We start from the raw sequence: 22,789 nt of genomic DNA, 5'->3' as shown, positions 1-22,789 counted from the left end.
CGAGACCCAGCGCACAGCGGGTACATGGACCATGGCCCACGTCGTCGCCACCGCGCTCAGGTGCTCCACCGAGCCTGTCAGGTGCTTGTGTCCATCCTGACCGTGACCCTCACGCCGATGACCGTCGGTCTCCCGTGGCCTCTCCGGCGACAGGGGCGACGCTTCGGCTCGGGCTCCGTGCGAGTGGGCCTTGTCGCCATGGGCGTGGACATGCGCTGCCCCTCCCAGTCCTCCCGCATGACCCACCACCGCATGCAACACCGGCGCGACGGCAAGCCCGTACACCAGGACCATCAGGCCCAGGCTCGCGAGGTCTCGTCGGTCGTGGGGATTCAGCAAGGCTCGGTCAGCGGGTGGAGAGGACGGTGGCCGCCTCCTACCCGGCTTCCTCCATGCACGCAAGGCAGCTACCGACGTGATGCCCGCCATTCAGCACAATGAATGACATGCAGGATTGCTCGCGTGAACGAGCACTCCACGCGCTGGCATCGACAGGTCGCTTCCGTGGTTGTCGCGATGCCGATGACGACGCTGGCGCCATCAGCGATGCCGTGGAACGTGTCTCTGTCTCCCGCGACGACGGACCGACGTCGATGACCCGCGCGGGACGACGCTGTTTCACTGTCCTCGTCCGGGTGCGGCGGTCCCGGTGTGTGACGCGCGGTGAGATACCCATGTCGGCGTGCTATACGGACAGGGCCCGTCGTCCGGATGTCTGGCGTGTCGTCATGCGCTCACAACACCCGTGGGTGAGGGCAGGGGCCTCCGGTCCCAGGTGCGCCCGCGCGGGGTCGGCGCCACGGTCCGTGGGCTCCCTCGGCCCCGCCCCCCTCCAGGACGAGCCTTCCGCCTCCACCGCGTCACTCCACCCAGGAGGTTGTCCACCATTCCTCCCTCGCGGATGTGGGTGCTGTGGCCCGCTTGACGCGCCGCATTGATTCCCGTGTCACCGGGGGCGGACCGTTATTACAATCCGCGTGTGCGTTCTGAATCCGCGGCGCTTCGCCAGCAGTCCACCGAAGGGGTCATCCCACCGACGAAGCCTCGCTCCGAGCGGCTGAAGTCCCTGGCCACCGAGGAGTTCGATGTCCTCGTCATCGGAGGTGGCGTCACCGGTGCCGGCACCGCGCGCGATGCCGTCCTGCGCGGCCTCAAGGTGGCGCTCGTCGAGCGCGAGGACTTCGCCAGCGGCACCTCGAGTCGCTCGTCCCGACTCATCCACGGAGGCCTGCGCTACCTCGAGCACGGCCACCTGGGCCTCGTCTTCGAGTCCAGCATCGAGCGCCAGCGCCTGCTCAAGCTCGCACCGCACCTGGTCCGCCCGCTCGCCTTCGTCTGGCCCGTCTATGCCGGTGCTCGCGTGCCTCGCTGGAAGCTCAACGCGGGCCTCATGCTCTACGACGCCCTCTCCCTCTTCCGGAACGTGAAGGGCTACAAGCGACTCAACCGCGAGCAGCTCCACGCGGCCGAGCCCGCCCTGCGCACCGACGAACTCAAGGGCGGCGCCCGCTACTACGACGCCGCCACCGACGACGCTCGTCTCACCCTGGCCAACGCCCTGGGCGCCTCCGAGTCCGGCGCCGTCGTCCTCAATCACGCCTCCGTGCAGCGCCTCACCGTCGTGGACGGCCACGCCCGAGGCGCCGTGGTGGTGGACCACCTCACCGGCCAGGAACTCACGGTGCGCGCTCGCGCCATCGTCAACGCCACCGGCCCGTGGAGCGATGAGATTCGCAAGCTCGATGCCTCCGGCGGCAACGTGCACGCGGTGCGCGGCAGCAAGGGTGTCCACATCTCCGTCCCTCGCGAGCGGCTGGGCAACCATGATGCCCTCACGCTGCTGTCCCCCAAGGACGGCCGCGTCATGTTCGTGCTGCCCGCCGACGGCTTCACCATCATCGGCACCACGGAGACGTCCACGCGCGCCCACCCGGCCGAGGTGCGCGCCAGTGAGACCGATGTCGCGTACCTCCTCGAGTCCGCGAACGCCTTCTTCCCCGAAGCCCACCTCACCCGCGCCGATGTCGTCAGCGCCTGGGCCGGCATTCGCCCCCTCTCCGCCACCGGCTACCATGGAACGCAGGCCGACCCGGGCAGCGCCAGCCGCGAGCACCACATCGACGTGAGCCCCACCGGCGTGCTCGCCATCAGCGGCGGAAAGCTCACCACCTACCGCGTCATGGCTCGCGATGTCGTGGACGCCGTGGAGCGTCAGCTCGGGCAGCCTCGTCGCAAGTCGCCCACCGAGACGCTGCCGCTGCCCGGCGGAGACATCCCCCGCATGGACGCGGAGCTCGCCGCCGCGCGGGAGACCATCGGCGACGCCGCCACCGCCACCCACCTGGTGCGCGCCTATGGCAGTCGCTGGCGCCGGGTGTGGGACCTCACCCGCGAAGACGCCTCGCTGGCCCGGCCGCTCGCCGAGGGCCTGCCGTACCGCGCCGCCGAGGCCGTCTGGGGTGTCACCCACGAGTTCGTCCACTCGCTCTCCGACCTGCTGATCCGCCGACTCAAGGTCGGCTTCGAGACGCGGGACCTGGGCCGTGGTGCCGCCCAGGTGGCGGCCGAGGTCATCGCACCTCGCCTGGGGTGGGATGCCGCGGAGACCCAGCGGCAACTCGACACGTATGCCTCCGACGCGCTGCGTATCTTCGGTGTCGACAGCGCCGAGTCCTGAGTCGGTCGAAGTCGCTCGCCCAGCGTTCGCCGGTTCACGCCCGCGTGTCTCACTCCGTGAGAGAGACGTCCATCGCCTGACAGGCCCGCGAGCGGCCGGACGGCCAGCGTGCTTAACTTGCGCCCGGGGACTGGGAAGCGATGTGCTCCCGTTCACCCCGGCCGATGCATCCACGCCGGCGCTGATGACGTACCTGTCCGCTGGCCGGGATGCGCAAGGAGAACGACGATGAAGCGTTGGGTCTGGCTCGGGTTGCTCGGTGGGGCGGTGGCGTGCACCAAGGTGCCAGAGCGTCCTCCCGTGGAGACCGAGGACGTTTGTCCCGGCACCGAGGAGATGTCGCTTCCCACGCGCTCACAGTCGTCGCTCGACGCGGAGGACGGCTCGGAGTCGGTGCTCATCACCTTCCGCCCCCGGGTGTCCGCCAGCGCCATGGCGAGCACCGACGCCTTCGCCGAGGACGCGCGACGCGTGGGGGCCCACGTCAGCCACCGCTTCCCCCGCATCAACACCATCGCCGCGAACGTGACGCCCGAGGCGCGCGCGGCGCTCGCCAACAATCCGGACGTGCTGAGGGTGGAGCTCAACCGCCCGGTGCACGCGTTTGGAATGCCGAGCCTCTCTCCCTCGCTGTGGCAGGGCGCGCTGCCCCCCAACACGCGCGGCTCCACCGGTGAATACACCGACGGCTTGAAGGCCGTGCAAGCGCCCCAGGTCTGGGATGCCAACGGCGACGGTGAGCTGGACGTCGGCGCTCCGTCGGGCACGAATATCAAGGTCTGCATCATCGACAGCGGCTGGGACAGCCGGCACCCGGAGCTCGCGGCCGCGTACATCGGCGGCAAGGACTTCCTCGACGGAGACGATGAGCCGCTGGACCAGGGCAAGGTGGACGGCGTGCTGCAGTGGGGCGGCGGTCACGGCATGCACACGGCGGCCACCATCGCCGCGCAGCTCGGCGCGGGCGCGCACGTGCGCCCCGGTGAGGAGCCCAACGGCGTGGCGGGCGTGGCGCCCACCGTGTCGCTGCTCGTCGCCCGTGTGCTGAACGTCAACGGTGACGGCAACACGGCGAACGTCATCGCCGCGATAGACTGGTGCGTGTCGCAGGGCGCGAACATCGCCTCGCTGTCGCTCGGGTCGGTTGCCGACTCGGACGCGGAGAAGCTCGCCTTCGAGAGGGCGCAGGAAGCGGGCGTGCTGGCCATCGCGGCCACGGGCAACCGAGGCACCAACGAGACGTCCTATCCGGCTGGCTACGATACGGTGATTGCCGTGGGCGCGGTGGACTCCAACAGCGCCTGGGCGCCCTTCTCGCAGTACGGCGACTTCGTGTCGCTGGTGGGGCCGGGCGTGGGCGTGCTGAGCGCGACCATTGTCGGCGGCGCGCCGTACGGTGATGTCCAGGCCGCGGGGACGCGCTACGCCTCCGAGCCGCTGGAGTACACCGCCGTCGGCGTCTACACGGGGAAGATGGTGTACTGCGGCCTGGGCGAGCGCGTGTCCTCGTGCGGTCAGGGCGCCACCTGCGACGGGTTCGTGGCGCTGGTGGACCGGGGCGGCGGCATCCTGTTCCAGGAGAAGGCGCGCAACGCCATCCGCGCGGGCGCCAAGGCCATCATCATCGGCAACAACACCACCGAGGGTGGTGGGGGCTTCACGCTCACCGACCCCGCCGAGTACTGGGTGCCGACGACGGCCGTCACGCTCGCCTCCACCAACACCCTCAAGGGACTCGCGGGTCAGGACGTGACGGTGGACGTGTCCGGCCTGGACTACCTGCGGCAGTCGGGCACGTCCATGGCCACCCCGCACGTGGCCGGCGTCGCGGCGCTGGCGTGGAGCGCGTGCCCCGCGCTCACCAACGTGCAACTGCGCGCGGTGCTTCAGGAGAGCGCGCACGATTTGGGCGACACCGGCAAGGACCAGAAGTTCGGCTACGGACTGGTGCAGGCCAAGGCCGCGGTGGACCTCGCGAAGCTGCGCTGCCCGTCGCCCGCGCCGTGAGTCGCGGGGGCTAGTCCCCGCGCAGGGCCACCATGGGTGAGGCGATGAGGCACGCGCCCACCCGAGCCTCCAGCGCGGCGGCGGCGTCCTCGCACGCCTCCACGCCGGTGGCGACGATGAGCTCGCGGCTCCACGGCTCCTCCGTCGTGCCGCCGACGCCGGTTCCGCCCCGAGGAAGGCTGAGGCCCACGAAGGCCACGGCCGCCGCGGCGGCCATCGCCATCTTCCCCCAGTGTCGCCACTGTCCCTCGCGCCGCGCGTGACGCACGGGCGCCTGGGGCTCGTGGGCGAGTCGGGCCTCCAGCGCGTCGAAGCTCAGCGCGGGCCGGGCGGGCTCGCGGCGCGCGCGCTGGGCCATCCACCCTCGCTCCAGTCGCTGCCACGCCAGCGCGTGTTTGCAGGCCGCGCAGCCTTCCGCGTGCGCGCGCACCCGCGCGGCGTCCTCCGGTGCCAGCTCTCCTGCCAGCAGCGCATCCAGCTCGCTCTCGCGGCACGTGCTCATGGGCGTCCTCCTCCGACGTGCGCCGCCAGTTGCTCGCGCAGGCGCAGGCGCGCGCGGTGGATTTCGTTCTTCACCTTCGGCAGCGACCAGCCCATCACCGAGGCAATCTCCTCATAGGCAAGCCCGTGGTCGATGCGCAGCAGCAGCGCCGCCCGCCGCTCCGCGTGCAACATCCCCAGGGCCTCCGTCAAAAGCCCCGCCAGCTCCTGGTCCAACAAGAGGTCCTCCGGCGACGGCGTGGGCAGCACCGCCTCCACCTGGTGGGCGTGCTCCTCGTCCGCCACGTCCACGTGGACCCCCCGGGTGCGACGGGACTCCAGATAGACATGCCGGGCGATGCCCAGAAGCCACGAGCCCACCCGGTCCTCGTCGCGCAGCGCGCTCAGCCGCGCATGGGCGCGCACGAAGGTCTCCTGGGTGGCCTCGTCCGCGGCGGACTCGTCGCGCAGGAGGTCTCTCAAGAAACGCCAGACGCCCGGGGAGTGCCGCTCGAAAATCGTGCGGAAGGCAGCGGGGTCTCCCGTGCGCGCCCGGCGCAGCAGGCCTCGCTCCCCATCCGTGTCGGATGGAGGCGCACCCACCAGGACCATCTTCACCGCGGAGAGAAGAGCCACGGCTCCACCGTGTCACGAGTCGCCCGGGAGTTTCAGCGGCCCTGTCGAATCTGGATTCGCGAGGGTGTCACGCGTGCCCGCCTGGTCTTCTCCCGAGGGCCGGGAGCCAACCTTGTTGGGGAACTGGCGTTGTTGGTATGAGAATCCCATGTCTTCCGATTACGCCCGCCCGGACGCGGCTCCGGCGGCGCACGCTCCGCGTCTGCATGGGCATCTGCCCGTGCTCGACGGTGTGCGGGGCCTCGCGGTCCTGCTGGTCGTCTTCTTCCACACCACGCACTTGAGCGACCAGAGCGTCGCGGGGCGTGCCACCTGGTGGCTGGCCGGTGCGGGGTGGACGGGCGTGGACCTGTTCTTCGTCCTCTCCGGCTTCCTCATCACCGGCATCCTGTGGGAGGCGAAGGGGCAGACGTATTACTTCCGCAACTTCTATGCGCGCCGCGTGCTGCGCATCTTCCCGCTGTATTACGCGGCGCTGGCCGTCTCGTTCCTCGTCCTGCCGTCGCTGGCGGGGCGGCTGAACCTGGACGAGCGCATCACCACGGACGGCGCCGTCTGGTACCTGCTCTACTTCTCCAACTTCTACCAACTCTTCATCGACACCACGCACCCCATCCTCGGGGTGGTGTGGTCGCTGGCGATTGAAGAGCAGTTCTACATCGTCTGGCCCTTCCTCATCGCCGCCGTCTCCTACAAGGGCGCCATCCGCCTGTGTCTTGGCACCATCGCCATGGCGGTGGCGGTGCGCGTGGGCCTCACGCTGTACGGCGCCAGCGAGGAGAGCACCTACGTGGTGACGTTCTGCCGCGTGGACTCGCTCGCGCTGGGGGCGCTGTTGTCGCTGGCGCTGCGACAGCCGGAGGGCAAGGGGCTGTCCGCCTTCCCGTGGATGCGCTGGGCGCCATGGTTGGCATTGCCCATTGTCGCGGCGGTGATTGTGTTGCCGGTGGGCCCGGCCTTCAAGACGGTGCTGCGCACTGGCGGCTACACGGCGGTGGGCATCCTCTACACGGTGCTGGTGTACCGCGTGGTGTCCGCGAAGCCGGGCACGCTCCTGCACCGCTTCTTCTCCAACCGCGTGCTCCTGATGTACGGCAAGTACAGCTATGCCATCTATCTGGTGCACTCGCCGCTGGATGCCATCCTCCGGCGCACCGTGTTGAAGACGCCGCTGAAGGAAGTGGGAGGCTCCGACTTCCCCATGCAGCTGCTCTTCTACGTCGTGGCCGCGTCGCTCTCGTTGGGCATCGCCCTGGTGAGCTGGAACCTCTTCGAGAAGCACTTCCTCAAGCTCAAGGACTACTTCCCGTACAGCGAGCGTCCGGCTCCGGCCCCGACTCCTGCCCCGAGCAGCACTCCGGGCGCCGCGAGCTGACGCGGAAGTCGCGCGCGGGAGTCATTGCGTCCCGCGCGCCGTCGTGCGCGCCGTCAGTCCGGCTGGATGAGCGCCTTGGCGACGAGCAGGGCCCACGCCTCGGCGGAGTCCAGTTCCGCGCGGGCGCCGCAATAGCGGTCCATGCTCTCGTCGGAGCCGTCTCGCAGGAAGATGGCGTCATGCAGCTCGCGCTGCGCACGGCTGAGCCAGAGGCTCGCCTGGAGTCGCAGCTTGGCCGCCGCGTGGGGGTCCTTCAGCGACTGACCAGGCGTCAGCAGCTCATGCTCTTCGGGATACAGCACCGTCATCTTGTTGTAACCGGCATGCTCAAGTGTCGTAGTCATGGTTTGAGAATGTGAACCGAGCGCCGAGCAGGCACCTGTCCGCTCGGGCAGGTGTCTGTCTTGTAGCGAGCACATGGCGCCCAGAAGCCATCCAGAGCGGAAACTTCCGGACGGTGCGAATTCTGTGCGCCGCGTCAGGCTTTACTTCAGGCTCTTCATGTCGATGACAAACCGGTATTTCACGTCACCCTTGAGAAGCCGGGTGTAGGCGTCATTCACCTGCTGGATGGGAATCACCTCCACGTCGGAGACGACGCCGTGCTCACCGCAGAAGTCGAGCATGTCCTGGGTTTCCTGGATGCCGCCGATGCTGGAGCCGGAGAAGTTGCGACGCTGGCCGATGAGGGCGAAGGGCTGGACGGGCAGCGGCTTCTCCGGGACGCCGACGAGGACGAGGCTGCCGTCGATGCGCAAGAGGCGCAGGTACGCGTTGATGTCGTGGGGCGCGGAGACGGTGTCGAGCACGAAGTCGAGCGTGCCCTCGCGCGCCTTCATCTCCGCCTCGTTGGAGGAGACGACGACTTCATGGGCGCCCAGGCGCAGCGCGTCCTGCTTCTTCTTGTCGGTGTGGCTGAAGACGATGACGTGCGCGCCGAAGGCCCGAGCGAACTTCACGCCCATGTGTCCCAGTCCGCCCAGGCCGACGACGCCCACGCGCTGACCGGCCTTCACGTTCCAGTGCTTCAACGGAGACCAGGTGGTGATGCCCGCGCACAGGAGCGGCGCGGCGGCGGCCGGGTCCAGGTTCTCCGGGACGCGCAGGACGTAGGCCTGGTCGACGACGAGCGCGCTGGAATAGCCGCCCTGGGTGGGCTGCTGGCTTTCGCGCTCCCGCGAGTTGTACGTGTAGGTCGGCCCGCGCTCGCAGTACTGCTGGAGGCCCTGCTTGCAGGCATGGCAGGTGCGGCAGGTGTCGACCATGCAGCCGACGCCGACAGAGTCGCCGACCTTGAACTTCTTCACGTTGGCGCCGACGCGCGTGACGCGGCCGATGATTTCGTGGCCGGGGACCATGGGGAAGATGGAGCCGCCCCACTCGTCGCGGGCCTGGTGGAGGTCGGAGTGGCAGATGCCGCAGTACTGGACGTCGAACTGGACGTCGTCGGGGCCGGGCTCGCGGCGCTCGAAGTTGAAGGGGGCCAGCGGGGACTTGGCGTCCTGGGCGGCGTATCCGAGAACGGGAATCATGGGAGGTCCTTGATGGGGGTGAGCGAACGCATGGAATATGCGCGGGGGGCCCCATTCGCGAAACCAGTGGAATCAGGACACGTCATGTAGAAAAACTTCGCAATGGCCTTCACCCCGCTGAACGCGCTGAACGCATTCCTCGCCGTGGCCCGCAGGCGCAGCTTCGCGGCGGCGGCGGCGGACCTGGGCGTTTCCTCCTCCTCGTTGAGCCAGTCCGTCCGCCAGCTCGAGGCGCGACTGGGCGTGGCGTTGCTGACTCGCACCACCCGCAGCGTGGCGCTCACCGAGTCGGGGCGTCGGCTGATGGAGAGCGCGGGTCCGTCGGTGGACCAGGCGCTGGCGGCGCTGAAGGTGGCGGCGGCCCAGCCCGGCGAGGTGACGGGGCTGGTGAAGCTCACCGTGCCGACCGTGTCCGTGAGCCACGTCGTCGCGCCGGTGCTGACGCGCTTCCTGGCCCGCCATCCCCGCGTGGAGGTGGAGCTGCGCGTCGAGGACTCCATGGTGGACATCGTCTCAGAGGGCCTGGACGGCGGCATCCGCTTCTCCGAGTCCCTGGAGCGGGACATGGTGCAGGTGCGCCTGTCGGAGGGCTTCCGCTTCGTGGTGGTGGGCTCGCCCGCATACTTCAAGCGCCGCGGTGTCCCAGAGAAGCCGCGCGACCTGCTGACGCATGACTGTCTTTGCATCCGCTCCGGCACCACCGGGGCGCTCTATCAATGGGAGCTGGAGCGCGGCGCGCGGAGCTGGCGCGTCCCCGTGCGGGGGCCGCTGGTCACCTCGAACCACCACGCGTTGATGGAGCTGGCCGAGTCGGGGGTGGGCTTGATGTATGCCTTCGAGCCGGAAATTGCGGACCGGGTGAAGCGGGGCGTGCTGCGCATCGCGCTGGAGTCCTATGCGGCCCACGTGGATGGCTTCTTCCTCTACTTCCCCAGCCGCTCCCACGTGTCCCCCGCGTTCCGCGCCTTCGTGGACGTGGCGCGCGAGGTGACCTCGGAGCCGCGGGCTTCCGAGTCGCGTCCCTCGCGCACCCGCTAGCCCGGCGGGGGAGCTCAGGCGCTGGGGATGCCCCGGGCGCGGGCCCTGACACGGGCGGCTTCCTCGAAGGCGCCGGCTTCCTCCAGCGCGGTGGCGGCGCGGAAGTACAGCAGCGCGGCCTCCATGTGTCGGAAGGCGGAGGCCTCCGCGTTGGCGGCGGCGACGAGGTAGGGCGCGGCGCGCTCCGGCTCCTTGCCCTCCAGCCAGTGCTGCGCGACGACGACGGGGGCGGCCTTGCGCTGCTCCAGCGCGCTGGCCAGCCTGCGATGGAGCAGGGGAATCAGCGACGGGGGAATCGTCTCCCGCACCACCTCGAAGAGCAGGTCATGGGTGAAGCGCTCTCCGCGCAGGATGTGCGCCGCCTCCAGCTCGGAGACGTGCGCGGCGAGCGTCAGCGGCGTCATCTCCAGGACTTCGACGGCCAGCTCCAGCTCGAAGGACGTCTTCGCGAGCGCCGCCAGCCGGGCGACTTGAAGCGCCTGGGGGGACAGCCGCTCCAATCGCTGTTGAATCAAGTCCCGGCCCCGGCCGGAGGGGTGGATGTGTTCGGGCCAGCCCCGCTCCAGCCCGCCCGACTCCAGCAGGTGGCGCAGCGCCTCCATGATGAACAGGGGATTGCCGCCCGTGTAGCGCATCACGTTGTCCGTCAGGCTCTCCGCGCCCGCCAGCTCCAGGCTCCCCAGCAGCGAGCCCACCGCGTCCGTCTGCAGTGGCTCCAGCTCGATGACGATGGCGAGCCCCGCCTCCACCAGTTGCTGGATGCAGGCGACGGCCACCGGGGACAGCTCGCCCTTGCGGAAGGTGTCCACGAAGTGGGGGAAGGCGCCCCCCGGCTGCGTGTCGTGGCGACGCGACAGCATGAGCAGGGCGAACTCCGCGGTGGCCGCGTCCATGTACTGCAAGTCATCCGCGACGATGGCGTCCAGCCCGGCGCACAATTGGTAGACAACCTGACAGTTGGCTTCCAGGAAGCGGCTGCGGTCCGCCTCGTCCACCATGGGCGAAGGCAGTCCCTCCGGGCCGGCCAGGTCTGGCATCAGCCGCGCCAGCTCGCGGCGCACCCACGGCTCCAGCTTGGGGTCCGGACGCCGGGCCAGAATCTGTCGCAACAGCCGCACGTGCGTGGAGTAGGCCACGTGCATCTCTCCGGGGCGCGACTCCAGGATGAGGTGGTTGCCTCGCGAGGCGGCGAAGTCATGCGCCAGCCGCGTCTTTCCCACCCCGGGCTCGCCGCTGAGGAAGATGGTCAGCCCCGCCGCCCAGGCCTCCTCCATCCGCGCCCACTCCCGCTCGCGCCCCACCAGCACGGGCGGACGCAGCACGGACAGGGGCAGCTTCGCCGCCAGCGCGCGCGGGGCGTGGGACGCGGTGGGGCCCCGCTCGATTTCCCGCGCCAGCGCCACCGTCTGCGGCAGGGGCTGCGTGTCCAGCTCCTCGCGCAGCAGGCGACGACAGCGCTCGAAGGCGTTGAGCGCGGCCATCCGGTCTCCGGACACGTAGTGCAGCCGCATCAGCCTGCGCCACGCCTCCTCCGAATACGGGTCCATGCCCAGCAGCTTCTCCGCCAGCACGAGCGCGCCGGACAGGTCCCCCGCGCGCTCGCGGGCCTCCGACTCCGCGGACGCGGCCCGCCGGCGCAGCTTGTCCAGCCGCTCCCGCGCGCTCTCCAGCCACGCCTGGAACTCCGGGCAGTCGTCGAACTCCAGCGCGGCCAGCAGCACGCCCTCCTGCTCCAGCACACGCGCGTGGCGCCCGGCCAGGGCATGGGCCTGGAGTTGAGAGGCGTCAATGGTGATGCCTTCCACCAGCGACAGGACATCCCCGCCCTGCACCAGCTCCGCGCCCGTGGACAGACGCAGCCGGCGCAAGAGCTGTCGCATGTTGTTTCGGGCGGTGACTTCGCTGGACTCGGCCCACAGCAGGCCCGCGAGACGGTACTTCGGGTGCGGGCCTTCCAATGCCAACCACGCCAGCACCGCGGCGGTGCGGCGCTCCAGGGGCAGGTGTGCGCCGTCGTGCCGCAGGCGTGCTTCGCCGAGCAGCTCCAGATGAAAGACTTGCGTCTTCACCGCGTCGTCGCCTGCCATGGCCTCCGGAGTTCCAAGAATGAGAGAGCGCGTTTCGCGTAACGTAACACGTCGCACCCGATGCTCCCTCACGGGTAGGGATGACCCCAGGCAGGGTCCGAGGTACCGCCTGCTTTCCCTCTCGAATTTCCAGGACACGGCAGCTCGCCGTCACGAACGGACGACGTTGCGAAACCTTTCGTGCGGTCACACCCTGGTCACACCTCATTCGTTATTGATTGCTCCAGACTGAATGGACCGGGGGCTCTCATGGTTTGTGACAAGCAGCAGGCCGACATGGAGGTTGATGTCATCATCAGCGGCTGCGGTCCCGTGGGAGCCCTGACATGCAATCTGCTGGGCTCCCTGGGCGTGCGGACGCTGGTGCTGGAGCAGGACCTGGCGCCGCATGGACAGCCGCGCGCCTTCTCCTGCGATGACGAGGCGTTGCGCATCTACCAGTCCACGGGCCTGGGCGCCGAGCTGCAGAAGGACATGCGGGAGAACCGGTTCGCCGAATACGTGGGTGAGACGGGCAAGCGCTTCGCGGAGGTGCACACCGGCTCGGCGGATTTCGGCTTCGGCTACTCGCCGCTGTGGTTCTTCCACCAGCCGAAGGTGGAGGGGGTGCTGCGCGAGGGCATGGGGCGCTTCCCCCACGTGAAGCTCCAGGTGGGCGCGAGCGTGGAGAGTCTGGAGCAGGACGCGGCGGGCGTGACGGTGCGCTACCAGCTCTTGCAGACGGGCGAGACGCGCACGGTGCGCGGGCGTTACTTGCTGGCGTGCGACGGCGCGCGCAGCGGCGTGCGCAAGGCGCTGGGCATCAAGATGTCGGGGCGGGCCTACGGGGAGCCCTGGCTGGCGGTGTCCGGCTCGGTGGAGGGTGACGCGCCGGAGCTGTGCCGCTTCGTGTGCGACCCCAAGCGCCCCGCCTTCGTCGCGACGGGCGCGGTGGGCCAGTTCCGGTGGGAGTTCATGCTGATGCCGGGCGAGACGCGCGAGGAGATGGAGCGGCCGGAGACCATCAAGAAGCTCCTGGCGCCCTACATCGACCCCGAGCGTGTCCACGTGGAGCGCGCGCAGGTCTACACGTTCCACTGCCTCAACGCGGCGCGCTGGCGGGACGGCAACGTCTTCCTGCTGGGTGACGCGGCGCACACCATGCCGCCCTTCATGGGTCAGGGGCTGGTGTCCGGCATGCGCGACGCGTCCAACCTCGCGTGGAAGATTCAGCGCGTCGTCCGGGGCCTGGCGCCGGCGTCGCTCCTGGACACCTACGAGGAGGAGCGTCGCCCGCACGTGGAGGCGGTGCAGAAGCTGTGCGTGCGAGTGGGCCATCTCTTCCTCGCTCGCAACCGCTGGGTGGCGGGTGCGCGCGACATGGTGATGCGCGCGCTGCAGCGCATCCCCCGGGTGCGCCGCTTCATCCAGGGCTTCGAGTTCAAGCAGCCGCCGATGCACGAGCGCGGCTACTACCTGGGCGGAGGGCACGCCCCGGAGTCTGCGGAGGGCACGTACTTCATCCAGCCCAAGGTGCGGTTGCAGTCCGGCAAGGAGGTGCTGCTGGACGACGCCATCGGCAACGACTTCGCGGTGTTGTGCCGGGCCAACGCTCCCTCCGCGCAGGTGGCGGCGGCGCGCGGGCTGGCGGAGGCCCTGGGTGCGCGGCTGCTCGCCGTCCAGTCGTCGGGCGCGGACGGGAGCGAGGTCCCCGCGGTGGAGGACATCACCGGGAAGCTGGGCGACTGGTTCTCGCGCCATGACTCGGACGTGGTGGTGCTGCGGCCGGACCGCTTCGTCTTCGGCGCGGTGAAGGCGGAGCGCCTGCCGGAGCTGCGCGACGCGCTGGGGGTGTGACGGACCCTCGCCCGCGCGCCTCGTGGATATCCGAGGGGTGCGCGGGCCCCCCGTCCCACGGGGGCGCGGTGTGGCGCGACGCGCGTCGCAGGCAGGGCGTGGGAGCGCGGGAAGACAGTCGGTGCCCGAGTGCTCGACGCGACGCCGAGGTCCCTACCTTCAGGGCTGAGACGCTCATGAGGGGGGACCTCGATGACGACGCGCGGCACGCGGCACATTCATTCCATTCATTGCATCCTGCCTCCGTATCTCCTGCGCTCCATCGCGGAGAACGGCACGCCGCAGCAGCGCGTGAAGGCCCTGCACACCGTGGCCACGGACAGCACCTTCCGGGCGCTGCGCTTCGCGGGAGGTCGGGTGGCCGCCTCCGCGTCATCGGTCCGCCGGATGCCGGCGATGATGGTGGAGTCCCAGCGACAGCGGAGCATCTACGACTTGAAGGGCGAGGAGGCCTTCCCTGGGACGCTGGTGCGCTCGGAGGGGCAGGGGCCGTGTGGAGACACCGCGGCCGATGAAGCCTTCGAGGGCCTGGGCGCCACGTATGACTTCTTCTGGGAAATCCTCGGGCGCAACTCCATCGACGGGGATGGAATGCCCTTGCAGGCGTATGTCCATTACGGGCGGGACTACGACAACGCCTTCTGGGACGGGCGTCGCATGGTGTTCGGCGACGGGGATGGTGAGTTGTTCAATCGCTTCACCATCGCCCTGGATGTCATCGCGCACGAGCTCGCCCACGGCGTGACGGAGGATGAAGGGCCGCTGTGGTACTTCCGACAGGCGGGCGCGCTGAACGAGTCGATGTCGGATGTCTTCGGCTCCCTGGTGAAGCAGCGGCTGCTCGGTCAGACGGTGGACCAGGCGGACTGGCTCATTGGAGCGGGGCTGCTGGCGGAGGAGGTGGAGGGCACGGCCCTGCGGTCCATGAAGGAGCCCGGGACGGCCTTCGACGACGACGTGTTGGGCAAGGACCCACAGCCCGGACACATGCGCGACTACGTGAACACGTGGGAGGACAACGGCGGGGTGCACATCAACTCCGGCATCCCCAACCGGGCGTTCTGCCTGACGGCCATGAGCCTGGGAGGCAGCGCGTGGGAGCGCGCGGGCCGCATCTGGTACGAGGCCATGAGGGACCCGCGCATCATGCCGGACACGAACTTCTCCGACTTCGCGCGCATCACCGTCATGGCCGCCACCCGGCTGTACGGCGCGGGCGACGAAGAGGCGGCCGTGAAGGAGGCCTGGGAAGAGGTGGGCATCCGCGTCTCGCGCGACAGGGTGTCCATCCCTCAGTGGGGGCCGGGTGGTGGTGGCGTCCAGCCGGGAGCCTGAGCCGTGTCGCGTGACAGCGTTCGCATCCAGCTCTCGCAGGAGGGAGGGCTCGCCGCCTTCCCGGGGCTCGCTCGCCCGAGGAGCGTGGAGCTGGGCGAGCTTCCCGCCGAGCAGGCGGAGGCGATTGAACAGGGGCTGCGCGACGCGCGCTTCCATGAGCTGCCGTCCGTGGTGGAGGGCTCCGGCTCGAGGGGCGCCGACCAGCGCCAGTACACCCTCACCGTGGAGGAGGGGACGCGGCGACACTCCGTGAAGCTGGTGGAGCCCGTGGAGGACCCCCACCTGCGCGAGCTGCTGTCCCTGGTGAAGCGCGCCACGCGCCGCCGCGGTGGACACTAGAACTAAGGGCTTAGTTGACGAAGAACTAAGGTCTTAGTAGTAATGCTGGCCACGGAGGACACCCATGGCCAGACAACCCGAGCCCGAGGCGCCCCGGCCGTTGACGCCGGTGGAGCTCGAGCTGATGCACATCGTGTGGAAGCAGGGCGAGGTGAGCGTGGCGGACGTGCTGGCCGCGCTGCCGGCGGAGCGCGCGCTGGCGTACACGTCCGTCTCCACCGTGCTGCGCATCCTGGAGCAGAAGGGCGTGGTGGTGAGCCGCAAGCAGGGGCGGGGACACCTGTACTCTGCCACGCTGCCGCGCGAGACGTATGAGGCGCAGAGCCTGCGCCACCTGGTGGACACCGTCTTCGATGGAACCCCGTCCGCGCTCGTGGCGCGACTGGTGGAGGCGGTGCCGTTGGCGCCCGACGAGGTGGAGCAGATCCGCAAGCTGCTGAAGGGCAAGGCGGGCAAGTCGTGAGCGGCCTCGTGTCCTTCTATCTCGCGGTGGCGCTGCTGCTGCCGGTGGCGTTGCTGCTCGCATGGGGGGCGCTGGCGCTCCTGACGCGGCTGGGATGGCCGCTGTCCGCGAGGCAGGCGCTGCGGGTGGGGCGCGGGGCGCTGGCCCTGGTGCTCCTGCTGCCGCTCCTGGCGATGGGCGCGCGGGCACTGTCTCCCGCGGGGCCGCTGTTCACGTTCGAGCGCTCGGTGGCGCGACAGGCGGAGCGGCTTCCCTCCACGGTGTGGACGGGAGGCGCGAATGTCTCCGTACCCGTGGCTCGTGGGACTGCCTCCGTGCCCGCGTCCATTTGGATGCTGTTGTCACTGGGTTGGTTGTCTGGAGCGGGGCTCTTCATCGGGCGGGCGCTCGTGCGTCATGGGCGACTGTTGCGTCGACTGGAAGCGCTGCCCCGGGTCCGCTCGGTGGGGCGCGTGGTGGTGGTGCTCGGTGAAGAAGGGACTCCGGCGTTCTCCGCGTGGTTCCCTCGTTGGGGACAGCGTCCGTGCGCGTGGGTGGTGGTGCCTCCCGCGCTGCTGGAGGACGCGGAGTCGTTCCGGCTCACCGTGCTGCATGAGCTTCAGCACCACCGTCAGCGCGACACGCACCTGGCCCTGGGGCGACTGGTGCTCACGGGGGCCTTCTTCTGGCATCCGGCGGCACATGGGTTGTCGGCGTGGCTCGCGTCGCTCCAGGAACTCGCCTGTGACGAGGCGTTGGTCGCGAGCGGCCGTGCCCAGGCCCAGGCCTATGCGCGCTGTCTGCTCCAGGCGGCGCTGCGTCTCCCGGGCGCTCCGCCCGTTCCCGCCGGTGCCACCGGCATGTCTCATCCCACGCAGAGGAGAATCCACATGCTGTTCCAGCCGCGTCCCCGCCGCACCCATGCCGTCCCCGCGCTGCTCGCCGCGCTGTCCCTGCTGTTGCTTCCCGTGGCCGTCCTGGCGCAAGGCGCGGCGCGTGGCCGCGCGGTGACGCAGGCCGATGCGGAGGCGCTCGCTCGGACGAGTCAGCCTCGGGGGGATTTGCCCATCGTGGTGGATGCGAAGGTGGTGGAGCACCTCAACCGCCTGGTCGGCACCGACAAGGGCCGCGCGTTCATGAAGCGGGCGCTGGAGAACCTGGGGACGCACCGGGCCGCGCTGACGGCGACGCTGCGCTCGAAGGGGCTGCCCGAGGGGCTGCTGGCGGTGGCGGTGGTGGAGTCGGCGGTGACGAACATGCCGGAGACGGATGGTCGGCCGTCACTCGCGCCCGGAATGCGTGGGGCGGGCGTGTGGATGTTCATCCCGGAGACCGCGCGTCGCTATGGGTTGGAAGTGAGCGCGGCGCGTGACGAGCGACTGGACGTGGCGCGTGAGACGCAGGCCGCGTCGGCCCTGCTGTCTGACTTGCATGCGCGCTATGGCGACTGGCGATTGGCGCTCGCGGCGTACAACCAGGGTGAGAAGAAGGTGGACCAGGCACTGACCGAGGGTGCCAGCCGCGATGTGACGGCGCTCATCGCGGGCGGTCACCTCAATGACTACGTGGCCACCGTGCAAGCCGGACTGCTCATTGTCCGCAATCCGCATCTGTTGGACTGAGGTGCCGGGCCCGCGTGTCGCGGGGCCTCACGGGATTCGATATGGCGCGCTATAAGGTGCGCGCTCTCGCTGGTCCCGGGGTCCACATGCGAAGACGCATCGTGTCTGGAGTCTGTCTCGCCACCTGGTCGTTCTGTGTCCTGTCCGCCTGTGCTTCCACGTCCTCTGGAAGCGCGGCTCCCAGCATCGTGAAGCCTGAATGCGGCGAGGCGCCACGGGGGCTCGAGGCGCTGCTCAAGCCCGGTGGACTGGTCCTCTTCGGAGAGATGCACGGCACCGAGGAGGTGCCCCGCTTCGTGGGTGACGTCGCGTGCCACGCGTCCGTCCAGGGGCTGGCGGTTCGCGTGGGGCTCGAGATTCCCTCGGAGGAGCAGGGCCCGCTGGACGCCTTCCTGGCGGCGGATGACGCCCAGAAGAGCCAGGCGGACTTGTTGCTGCGTCCGTTCTGGATGCGAGATGTCCAGGATGGGCGCAGCAGCAAGGCGATGCTCCAGTTGTTGAGCCGGCTGCGCGAGCTGCGTCGCTCCGGCGCGAAGCTCACCGTCGTCGCCTTCGACGTCGCGAAGAGCGCGGACCGGGACGGGGAGATGGCGAAGAACCTCCTCGCTGCCCTCTCGAAGGGTGCGGAGGACCTCACGCTGGTGCTCGCGGGCAACCTCCATGTGCGGCTCGAGAAGGGCACGCCATGGGATGCGAACTACACCCCCATGGGCTGGCACCTCGCGCAGGCGAAGCTCCCGGTGACGTCGTTGAACAACAGCTACACCGGTGGCAGTGCCTGGGTCTGCATGGGCCAGAACGCCGTGTGCTCGGCATACCCGATGAAGGGGAAGGACAAGGGCGAGCGTCCGTTCGTCGAACACGCGGCCTCTGTCGAGAATGGCTATCACGGCGTCTTCCACGTGGGCGCCATCACCGCCTCCTTGCCCGCGGTGGAGTCGAAGCAGGGCGCGGGCATCAACGTCCAGGCGGTGTCGCTGCGCGCCCAGGGCGACGCGGCCTATGACGCGAAGCAGTTCGCGCAGTGCGCGAAGCACTTCGCCGAGGCGGCCCGGGTGGACTCCTCGAAGGCCTCGTCCGACGCCTACAACGAAGCCTGCTGCCACTCCCTGGCCAAGGACTCGGACGCGGCCATCACCGCGCTCCAGCGCGCGGCGAAGCATGGGTATTCGAACTGGCAGCATGTCCGGCGCGACGAGGACCTCGCCCCGCTGCGTGCGGACGCGCGCTGGGCCCCGCTGATGGCCCAGGTGAGGGCGAACCTGATGGCCGCGGCGCCTCCTGGTACCAACGCGGAGCTGTATGGCCTCTACCTGGATGACCAGGACGACCGACAGGATGAGTCAAAGATAGACTGGGCGGTGGTCGGTCCCCGGGACGTGAAGCGCCTGGCCCGCGCTCGCCAGCTCCTGGAGGAGGGCAAGGTCCAGAGCGCGAAGGACTCCTTCCACGCCGCGCTGCTCTTCCACCACGGCAAGGATGTGGCGGACTTCAAGCGCGCGCACACGCTCTTGCTCAAGGCCGTGGAGCTCGACCCGAAGGACGGACTGGCTCGCTGGCTCACCGCCGCCGCCGAGGACCGGCTGTTGACCCAGCAGGGCAAGCCGCAACGCTACGGAACCCAGCGTGAGCAGGTGAACGGGAAGTGGCGACTCGTCCCGGTCGACCCCTCGGTCTCGGACGAGGAGCGCGCGAAGTGGGGCGTGCCGCCGCTGAAGAAGTTGCAGACGGAGGTGGAGGCCGCGAACGCGACCCCTCCGTGAGTCCCCTCACCGCGCCGCGCCATCTCCCAGCATGCGCAGCGCCAGCTCCGCGTGGAGCTCCGAGAGGGTCTCCACGTCGAGCGCGCCGCCTTGCTCGTACCAGTAGGGCAGGCGCACGCCCATCGCGGAGATGGCGGCGGCGGTGACGCGGGGATGGGGCGGCGAGAAGCTCTTCTGCGCCACCCCGCGCTCGATGACCTCCGCCAAAAGCGCGGCGGACTTGTCCCGCAGCGCCACCGCCGGCGCGGCCAGCTCCGGCGTCAACGCGTACAGCTCCTCGTTCACCACCACCGCGAGCTGGGGATGCAGCGCATGCGTTCGCGTGTGCGCGCGGACCAGCGCTCGCACCTGCTGCCTCGGCTCGGGTGCTGATTCCTTCAGCGCCGTCTGGAGCGCCTCGTGGTGCGCCTCATGACCAATGCGCACCAGCTCCGCGAGCACGTGCTCCTTCGAGGCGAAGTGCGCGTACAGCGCGCTCGGCTGCAACTCCAGCACCTTGGCCAAATCGCGGATGGATGTGTCGTGGTAGCCGCGGCTCGCGAAGAGCTGGAGCGCCGTCTCCAGGATTCGACGTCGGGTGCCGTCCGACGGAGCTGACGGCGGGAGGCTCGCCGGCTGGGCGCGGAGCCGAGAGCGAGTGGGTGTGCTCATGTGGGTTCTTGTTAAACGAACGTTCGTTCAGATAGGGTGGGCCAACGTTACTTCCGCGCCTGGAGTTCGAGGATGTCCACGTTGCAGCTCGAAGGCTTCACTCTCCACTACGAAGAGTCGGGTCAGGGCATTCCTGTGTTGCTGCTTCACGGGCTCGGCTCCTCCGGAGTCGACTGGGAGCTGGTAACGCCACGGCTGGTAAACGGTTACCGACTCGTCGTCCCGGATGCGCGGGGCCACGGTCGCAGCGGTCGCCCGGCCGGTGCCTATGGCGTGCCGCTCTTCGCCCGGGATGTGGCCGCGCTCTGCGACGCGCTCGGCCTGAAGCAGGTGCACGTCATCGGCCTGTCGATGGGCGGGATGATGGGCTTCCAGCTCGCGGTGGATCGGCCGGACCTGGTGCGCAGCCTGGTCATCGTCAACAGCGGCCCGGAGCTCGTCGCCCGCACGGTGCGCCGCAAGTTCGACTTCGCGCTGCGGCTGACGCTCCTGCGCTTCCTGGGTCCCAAGGCCCTGGCCAAGGTGCTGGCGCCCAAGCTGTTCCCCAAGCCGGAGCAGGAGTCGCTCCGTCAGCGCGCCATCGCCACGTTCTCCGCCAATGACCCGGATGCCTACCTGCGCGCGACGCGCGGGCTGTTGGGCTGGAGCGTCATGGCGCGGCTGAAGGACGTCACCTGTCCGGTGCTCGTGCTCCACTCCGAGCGCGACTACACGCCGCTGTCCGCGAAGCAGGCCTATGTGGACCTGCTGCCCCAGGCGCGGCTCCACGTGCTGGCGGACTCCGGCCATGCCGCTCCGCTGGACCAGCCCGGTCCGCTCACCGACGCCGTGGAGGATTTCCTCCGCGCCGTCGACAGCGATGCGCCCGGCACCTCGCTCGGCGCCTGAGCCGAGCAGCGAACCCGAGCTCCACAACCCAGGAGGCATGACGATGTCGATGCATCGACGTGGTGTCGCACTCTCGCGGTCGCTGTTTGTACTCACGGTGTTGCTGGTGCTCTCCACGGGAGCACCCGCGTACGCCGGCTCGTGGGTCCATGGCAACTATGTGGGCGCATGGGGAGCCCGGGGCTACCAACTCTGGGTCCCCACGGGCTACCAACCGGGGACACCGCGCCCCCTGCTGGTAGCGCTACACGGCTGTCTCCAGAACCCGGACCAGTTCGCGGGACTGACGCGCCTGAACGAGAAGGCGGATGCGGAGGGCTTCCTCATCCTCTATCCGAACCAGGCGACGTTCGTGAACGCGACGCAGTGCTGGAACTTCATGCTCGGCAACAACCAGGAGCGCGGCACGGGCGAGCCGTCGCTCATCGTCGGCATGGTGGAGTTGATGAAGCAGCGCTACTCGGTGGACGCGCGCCGCGTCTACGTGGGCGGCGTGTCCGCGGGCGGCGTGCTCACGACGACGCTGATGTCCTGCTACTCGGATGTGTTCGCCGCGGGCATGGTGGGTGCGGGCGCCATGTACAAGGCGGCCACCACGGTGTCCGGCACTGCCTTCGCCATGCTCTTCGGCAGCATCTACTCGCCGGATGACAAGGGGAAGGACGCGTGGGTCTGCTCGGGCCGGCCGCGTCGCACGGTGCCGGTGCTCGTGGTGCATGGCACCGAGGACAGCGTCGTCAATCCCCTCAACGGCGAGCAGGCCGTGAAGCAGTTCCTCCAGACCAGCGACTACGGTGATGACGGCGTGGCCAACGACAGCGTCAAGGGCACGCCGACGAGCACGCGGACCTTGAGCGTCCCCGGGGGCCGCACCTACGTCGTGAAGGACTACGTCTACGGCGGTGAGTTGGTGGCCCAGAAGTACGAGATTCGTGGCATGGACCACGCGTGGCCGGGAGGCAATGCGAGCTACCCCTTCGCCGACCCGGCCGGCCCCGACGCCACCACGTTCATGTGGGACTTCTTCAAGCAGCACGCGCTCGACCTGCCGTAGCCGCGCGGGACTTCCACCCGCGCTCCTCGAGCGTCGATGAGGAGCGCGGGCCTTTTCCGAGTCAGTGCTTGTGGCCGAAGCGCACCGCGACGTTCGGGTGCGCGGCGGCGAAGGCGCGCAGCTTCTTGAAGCTCTCGGTGCCGCGCGTCGCGTCGGCGGTGAAGGTGCCTGGCTCCACGTCGTGCTCCCAGCCCCAGCGGGTGTGGCTGGCGTCGCCCAGGAGCAGCACGGGGCCCTTCGTCGAACGCACCAGGTACGCGGTGCTGCCCGGCGTGTGGCCCGGCACCCAGAGCGCCCACACGGAGCCGTCACCGAAGATGTCCACCGCGCCCTCGAAGAGTCCGCCCGTCTCGGCGGCGTAGGTCCACTCGGACAGCGCGGCCTTGCCCGCGAGCGCGCGGTCCGTGTTGGGCTTGATCAGCACGTTGAGGAAGGCGCGGGCCTCCGCCTCGCCCGGGCCGGTGTAGACGGGGGTGCCCGCGGGCACGTCGGCCATGCCGGTGAGGTGGTCCAGGTGCAGGTGCGTGAGGAACACGCCGGCCAGGGGCTGGGGCTGCTTCGCCAGCCACTCGCCCAGCGGCTGGTGCACCTTGAGCTTCTCCAGCTTCATGGCGCTGGCGACGATGCCTTGCATGGCCGCCTTCTCCGGCGCGTCCCGCAGGGCCGTCTCGATGCCGGTGTCGACGATGAAGAGCCCCTTCGTCGGGTGGCGCAGCGCATGGAAGAAGACCTGGATGGGCTCATCCCCGTCCTCCAGCTTCGCCGCCTTCGCGGTGGGGTGATTCAGGTTGATGAGGCCGCTGCGCGCCACGGCCCAGTCGGAGGACGCCACGGACTCCAACTCCACGGGGCCGGGCTCGTCCAGCACCGCGAGCAGGTCATTCGCGGGCCGCGCCGCGCCGAGCGCCGAGCGCTGGTGGGGGTGCGAGGTGGCCGCCACGCCGACGACTCCGAGGATGACCGCACCGAGGACGAGGACGGCGAGGACGGAGAGGGTGATGCGCTTGACGTTCTTCATGAGCGCCAA

Annotated in this window: 19 protein-coding genes; 12 read left to right on the top strand and 7 right to left on the bottom strand. The window is 69.5% G+C overall.

Annotation, left to right across the window (positions count from 1 at the left end; translation table 11 throughout):
- Nucleotides 1-979 precede the first annotated feature (979 nt).
- Together glpD and HR086_RS05185 are read left to right on the top strand one after the other, a co-directional pair.
- Nucleotides 980-2,677: a glycerol-3-phosphate dehydrogenase gene (gene glpD, locus HR086_RS05190; RefSeq protein WP_141642771.1), complete on the top strand. Its 1,698-nt coding sequence runs from the start codon at nucleotides 980-982 to the stop codon at nucleotides 2,675-2,677.
- A gap of 228 nt (nucleotides 2,678-2,905) precedes the next feature.
- A complete protein-coding gene (locus HR086_RS05185) occupies nucleotides 2,906-4,684 on the top strand; it encodes a S8 family serine peptidase (RefSeq protein ID WP_174465027.1) in 1,779 nt (592 codons plus the stop codon).
- A gap of 10 nt (nucleotides 4,685-4,694) precedes the next feature.
- Here the strand turns inward: HR086_RS05185 and HR086_RS05180 are convergent, their stop codons facing one another.
- Nucleotides 4,695-5,186, bottom strand: coding sequence for an anti-sigma factor (locus HR086_RS05180; RefSeq protein ID WP_174465026.1), 492 nt, complete (start codon nucleotides 5,184-5,186; stop codon nucleotides 4,695-4,697).
- Complete coding sequence (locus tag HR086_RS05175; RefSeq protein ID WP_174458148.1) at nucleotides 5,183-5,800, bottom strand: RNA polymerase sigma factor; 618 nt, start codon at nucleotides 5,798-5,800, stop codon at nucleotides 5,183-5,185. The genes HR086_RS05180 and HR086_RS05175 overlap by 4 nt, the downstream gene beginning before the upstream one ends.
- A 148-nt stretch (nucleotides 5,801-5,948) precedes the next feature.
- On the opposite strand from HR086_RS05175, the gene HR086_RS05170 reads away from it, so the two are divergent.
- Nucleotides 5,949-7,175 (top strand): acyltransferase, encoded by a 1,227-nt coding sequence (locus HR086_RS05170; protein WP_174465025.1) that lies wholly within the window; start codon nucleotides 5,949-5,951, stop codon nucleotides 7,173-7,175.
- A 53-nt stretch (nucleotides 7,176-7,228) separates the two neighbouring features.
- Here the strand turns inward: HR086_RS05170 and HR086_RS05165 are convergent, their stop codons facing one another.
- The gene (locus HR086_RS05165) at nucleotides 7,229-7,519 is read right to left on the bottom strand and encodes a FruA-associating protein, FapA (RefSeq protein WP_174458150.1); all 291 of its coding nucleotides are present in this window, start codon (nucleotides 7,517-7,519) and stop codon (nucleotides 7,229-7,231) included.
- 141 nt (nucleotides 7,520-7,660) lie between these two features.
- Entirely contained in the window at nucleotides 7,661-8,707 is a 1,047-nt protein-coding gene (locus tag HR086_RS05160; RefSeq protein ID WP_174458151.1) for an NAD(P)-dependent alcohol dehydrogenase, read from the bottom strand.
- A 102-nt stretch (nucleotides 8,708-8,809) separates the two neighbouring features.
- On the opposite strand from HR086_RS05160, the gene HR086_RS05155 reads away from it, so the two are divergent.
- The gene (locus HR086_RS05155) at nucleotides 8,810-9,745 is read left to right on the top strand and encodes a LysR substrate-binding domain-containing protein (RefSeq protein ID WP_174458152.1); all 936 of its coding nucleotides are present in this window, start codon (nucleotides 8,810-8,812) and stop codon (nucleotides 9,743-9,745) included.
- 14 nt (nucleotides 9,746-9,759) lie between these two features.
- Here HR086_RS05155 and HR086_RS05150 read toward each other — a convergent pair whose 3' ends face one another.
- The gene (locus HR086_RS05150; RefSeq protein ID WP_174458153.1) at nucleotides 9,760-11,832 is read right to left on the bottom strand and encodes a BTAD domain-containing putative transcriptional regulator; all 2,073 of its coding nucleotides are present in this window, start codon (nucleotides 11,830-11,832) and stop codon (nucleotides 9,760-9,762) included.
- A 249-nt stretch (nucleotides 11,833-12,081) separates the two neighbouring features.
- Here HR086_RS05150 and HR086_RS05145 point away from each other — a divergent pair, with 249 nt between their 5' ends.
- The 6 genes from HR086_RS05145 to HR086_RS05120 all read left to right on the top strand — a co-directional run bounded on the left by HR086_RS05145 (nucleotide 12,082) and on the right by HR086_RS05120 (nucleotide 19,169).
- Entirely contained in the window at nucleotides 12,082-13,668 is a 1,587-nt protein-coding gene (locus HR086_RS05145) for a bifunctional 3-(3-hydroxy-phenyl)propionate/3-hydroxycinnamic acid hydroxylase (RefSeq protein WP_174458154.1), read from the top strand.
- 192 nt (nucleotides 13,669-13,860) lie between these two features.
- Nucleotides 13,861-15,003, top strand: a complete 1,143-nt coding sequence (locus HR086_RS05140) for a M4 family metallopeptidase (RefSeq protein ID WP_174465024.1) — start codon at nucleotides 13,861-13,863, stop codon at nucleotides 15,001-15,003.
- Nucleotides 15,004-15,006: 3 nt separating this feature from the next.
- Complete coding sequence (locus tag HR086_RS05135) at nucleotides 15,007-15,342, top strand: protealysin inhibitor emfourin (protein WP_174458156.1); 336 nt, start codon at nucleotides 15,007-15,009, stop codon at nucleotides 15,340-15,342.
- A gap of 64 nt (nucleotides 15,343-15,406) precedes the next feature.
- Nucleotides 15,407-15,805 (top strand): BlaI/MecI/CopY family transcriptional regulator, encoded by a 399-nt coding sequence (locus tag HR086_RS05130; protein WP_174458157.1) that lies wholly within the window; start codon nucleotides 15,407-15,409, stop codon nucleotides 15,803-15,805.
- Complete coding sequence (locus HR086_RS05125) at nucleotides 15,802-17,406, top strand: transglycosylase SLT domain-containing protein (RefSeq protein ID WP_174465023.1); 1,605 nt, start codon at nucleotides 15,802-15,804, stop codon at nucleotides 17,404-17,406. Before HR086_RS05130 ends, HR086_RS05125 begins: the two co-directional genes overlap by 4 nt.
- Nucleotides 17,407-17,492: 86 nt before the next feature.
- Nucleotides 17,493-19,169 carry a hypothetical protein gene (locus HR086_RS05120; protein ID WP_174465022.1) on the top strand — a complete coding sequence of 559 codons (1,677 nt, stop codon included), beginning with the start codon at nucleotides 17,493-17,495 and terminating at the stop codon, nucleotides 19,167-19,169.
- 6 nt (nucleotides 19,170-19,175) lie between these two features.
- Here the strand turns inward: HR086_RS05120 and HR086_RS05115 are convergent, their stop codons facing one another.
- Nucleotides 19,176-19,820 carry a TetR/AcrR family transcriptional regulator gene (locus tag HR086_RS05115; RefSeq protein ID WP_174458160.1) on the bottom strand — a complete coding sequence of 215 codons (645 nt, stop codon included), beginning with the start codon at nucleotides 19,818-19,820 and terminating at the stop codon, nucleotides 19,176-19,178.
- A 72-nt stretch (nucleotides 19,821-19,892) separates the two neighbouring features.
- On the opposite strand from HR086_RS05115, the gene HR086_RS05110 reads away from it, so the two are divergent.
- Nucleotides 19,893-20,708: an alpha/beta fold hydrolase gene (locus tag HR086_RS05110; RefSeq protein ID WP_174465021.1), complete on the top strand. Its 816-nt coding sequence runs from the start codon at nucleotides 19,893-19,895 to the stop codon at nucleotides 20,706-20,708.
- Between the two features lie 43 nt (nucleotides 20,709-20,751).
- Nucleotides 20,752-21,762, top strand: a complete 1,011-nt coding sequence (locus HR086_RS05105) for a PHB depolymerase family esterase (protein ID WP_254614098.1) — start codon at nucleotides 20,752-20,754, stop codon at nucleotides 21,760-21,762.
- Nucleotides 21,763-21,823: 61 nt separating this feature from the next.
- Here HR086_RS05105 and HR086_RS05100 read toward each other — a convergent pair whose 3' ends face one another.
- Entirely contained in the window at nucleotides 21,824-22,780 is a 957-nt protein-coding gene (locus tag HR086_RS05100) for an MBL fold metallo-hydrolase (RefSeq protein WP_174458162.1), read from the bottom strand.
- Nucleotides 22,781-22,789: the final 9 nt, after the last annotated feature.

It is taken from the genome of Myxococcus sp. CA039A, assembly GCF_013336645.1.
GTDB lineage: Bacteria > Myxococcota > Myxococcia > Myxococcales > Myxococcaceae > Myxococcus > Myxococcus llanfairpwllgwyngyllgogerychwyrndrobwllllantysiliogogogochensis.
Note: the sequence above shows the minus strand (reverse complement) of the source record. Positions and strands in the feature narration are given on the sequence as shown.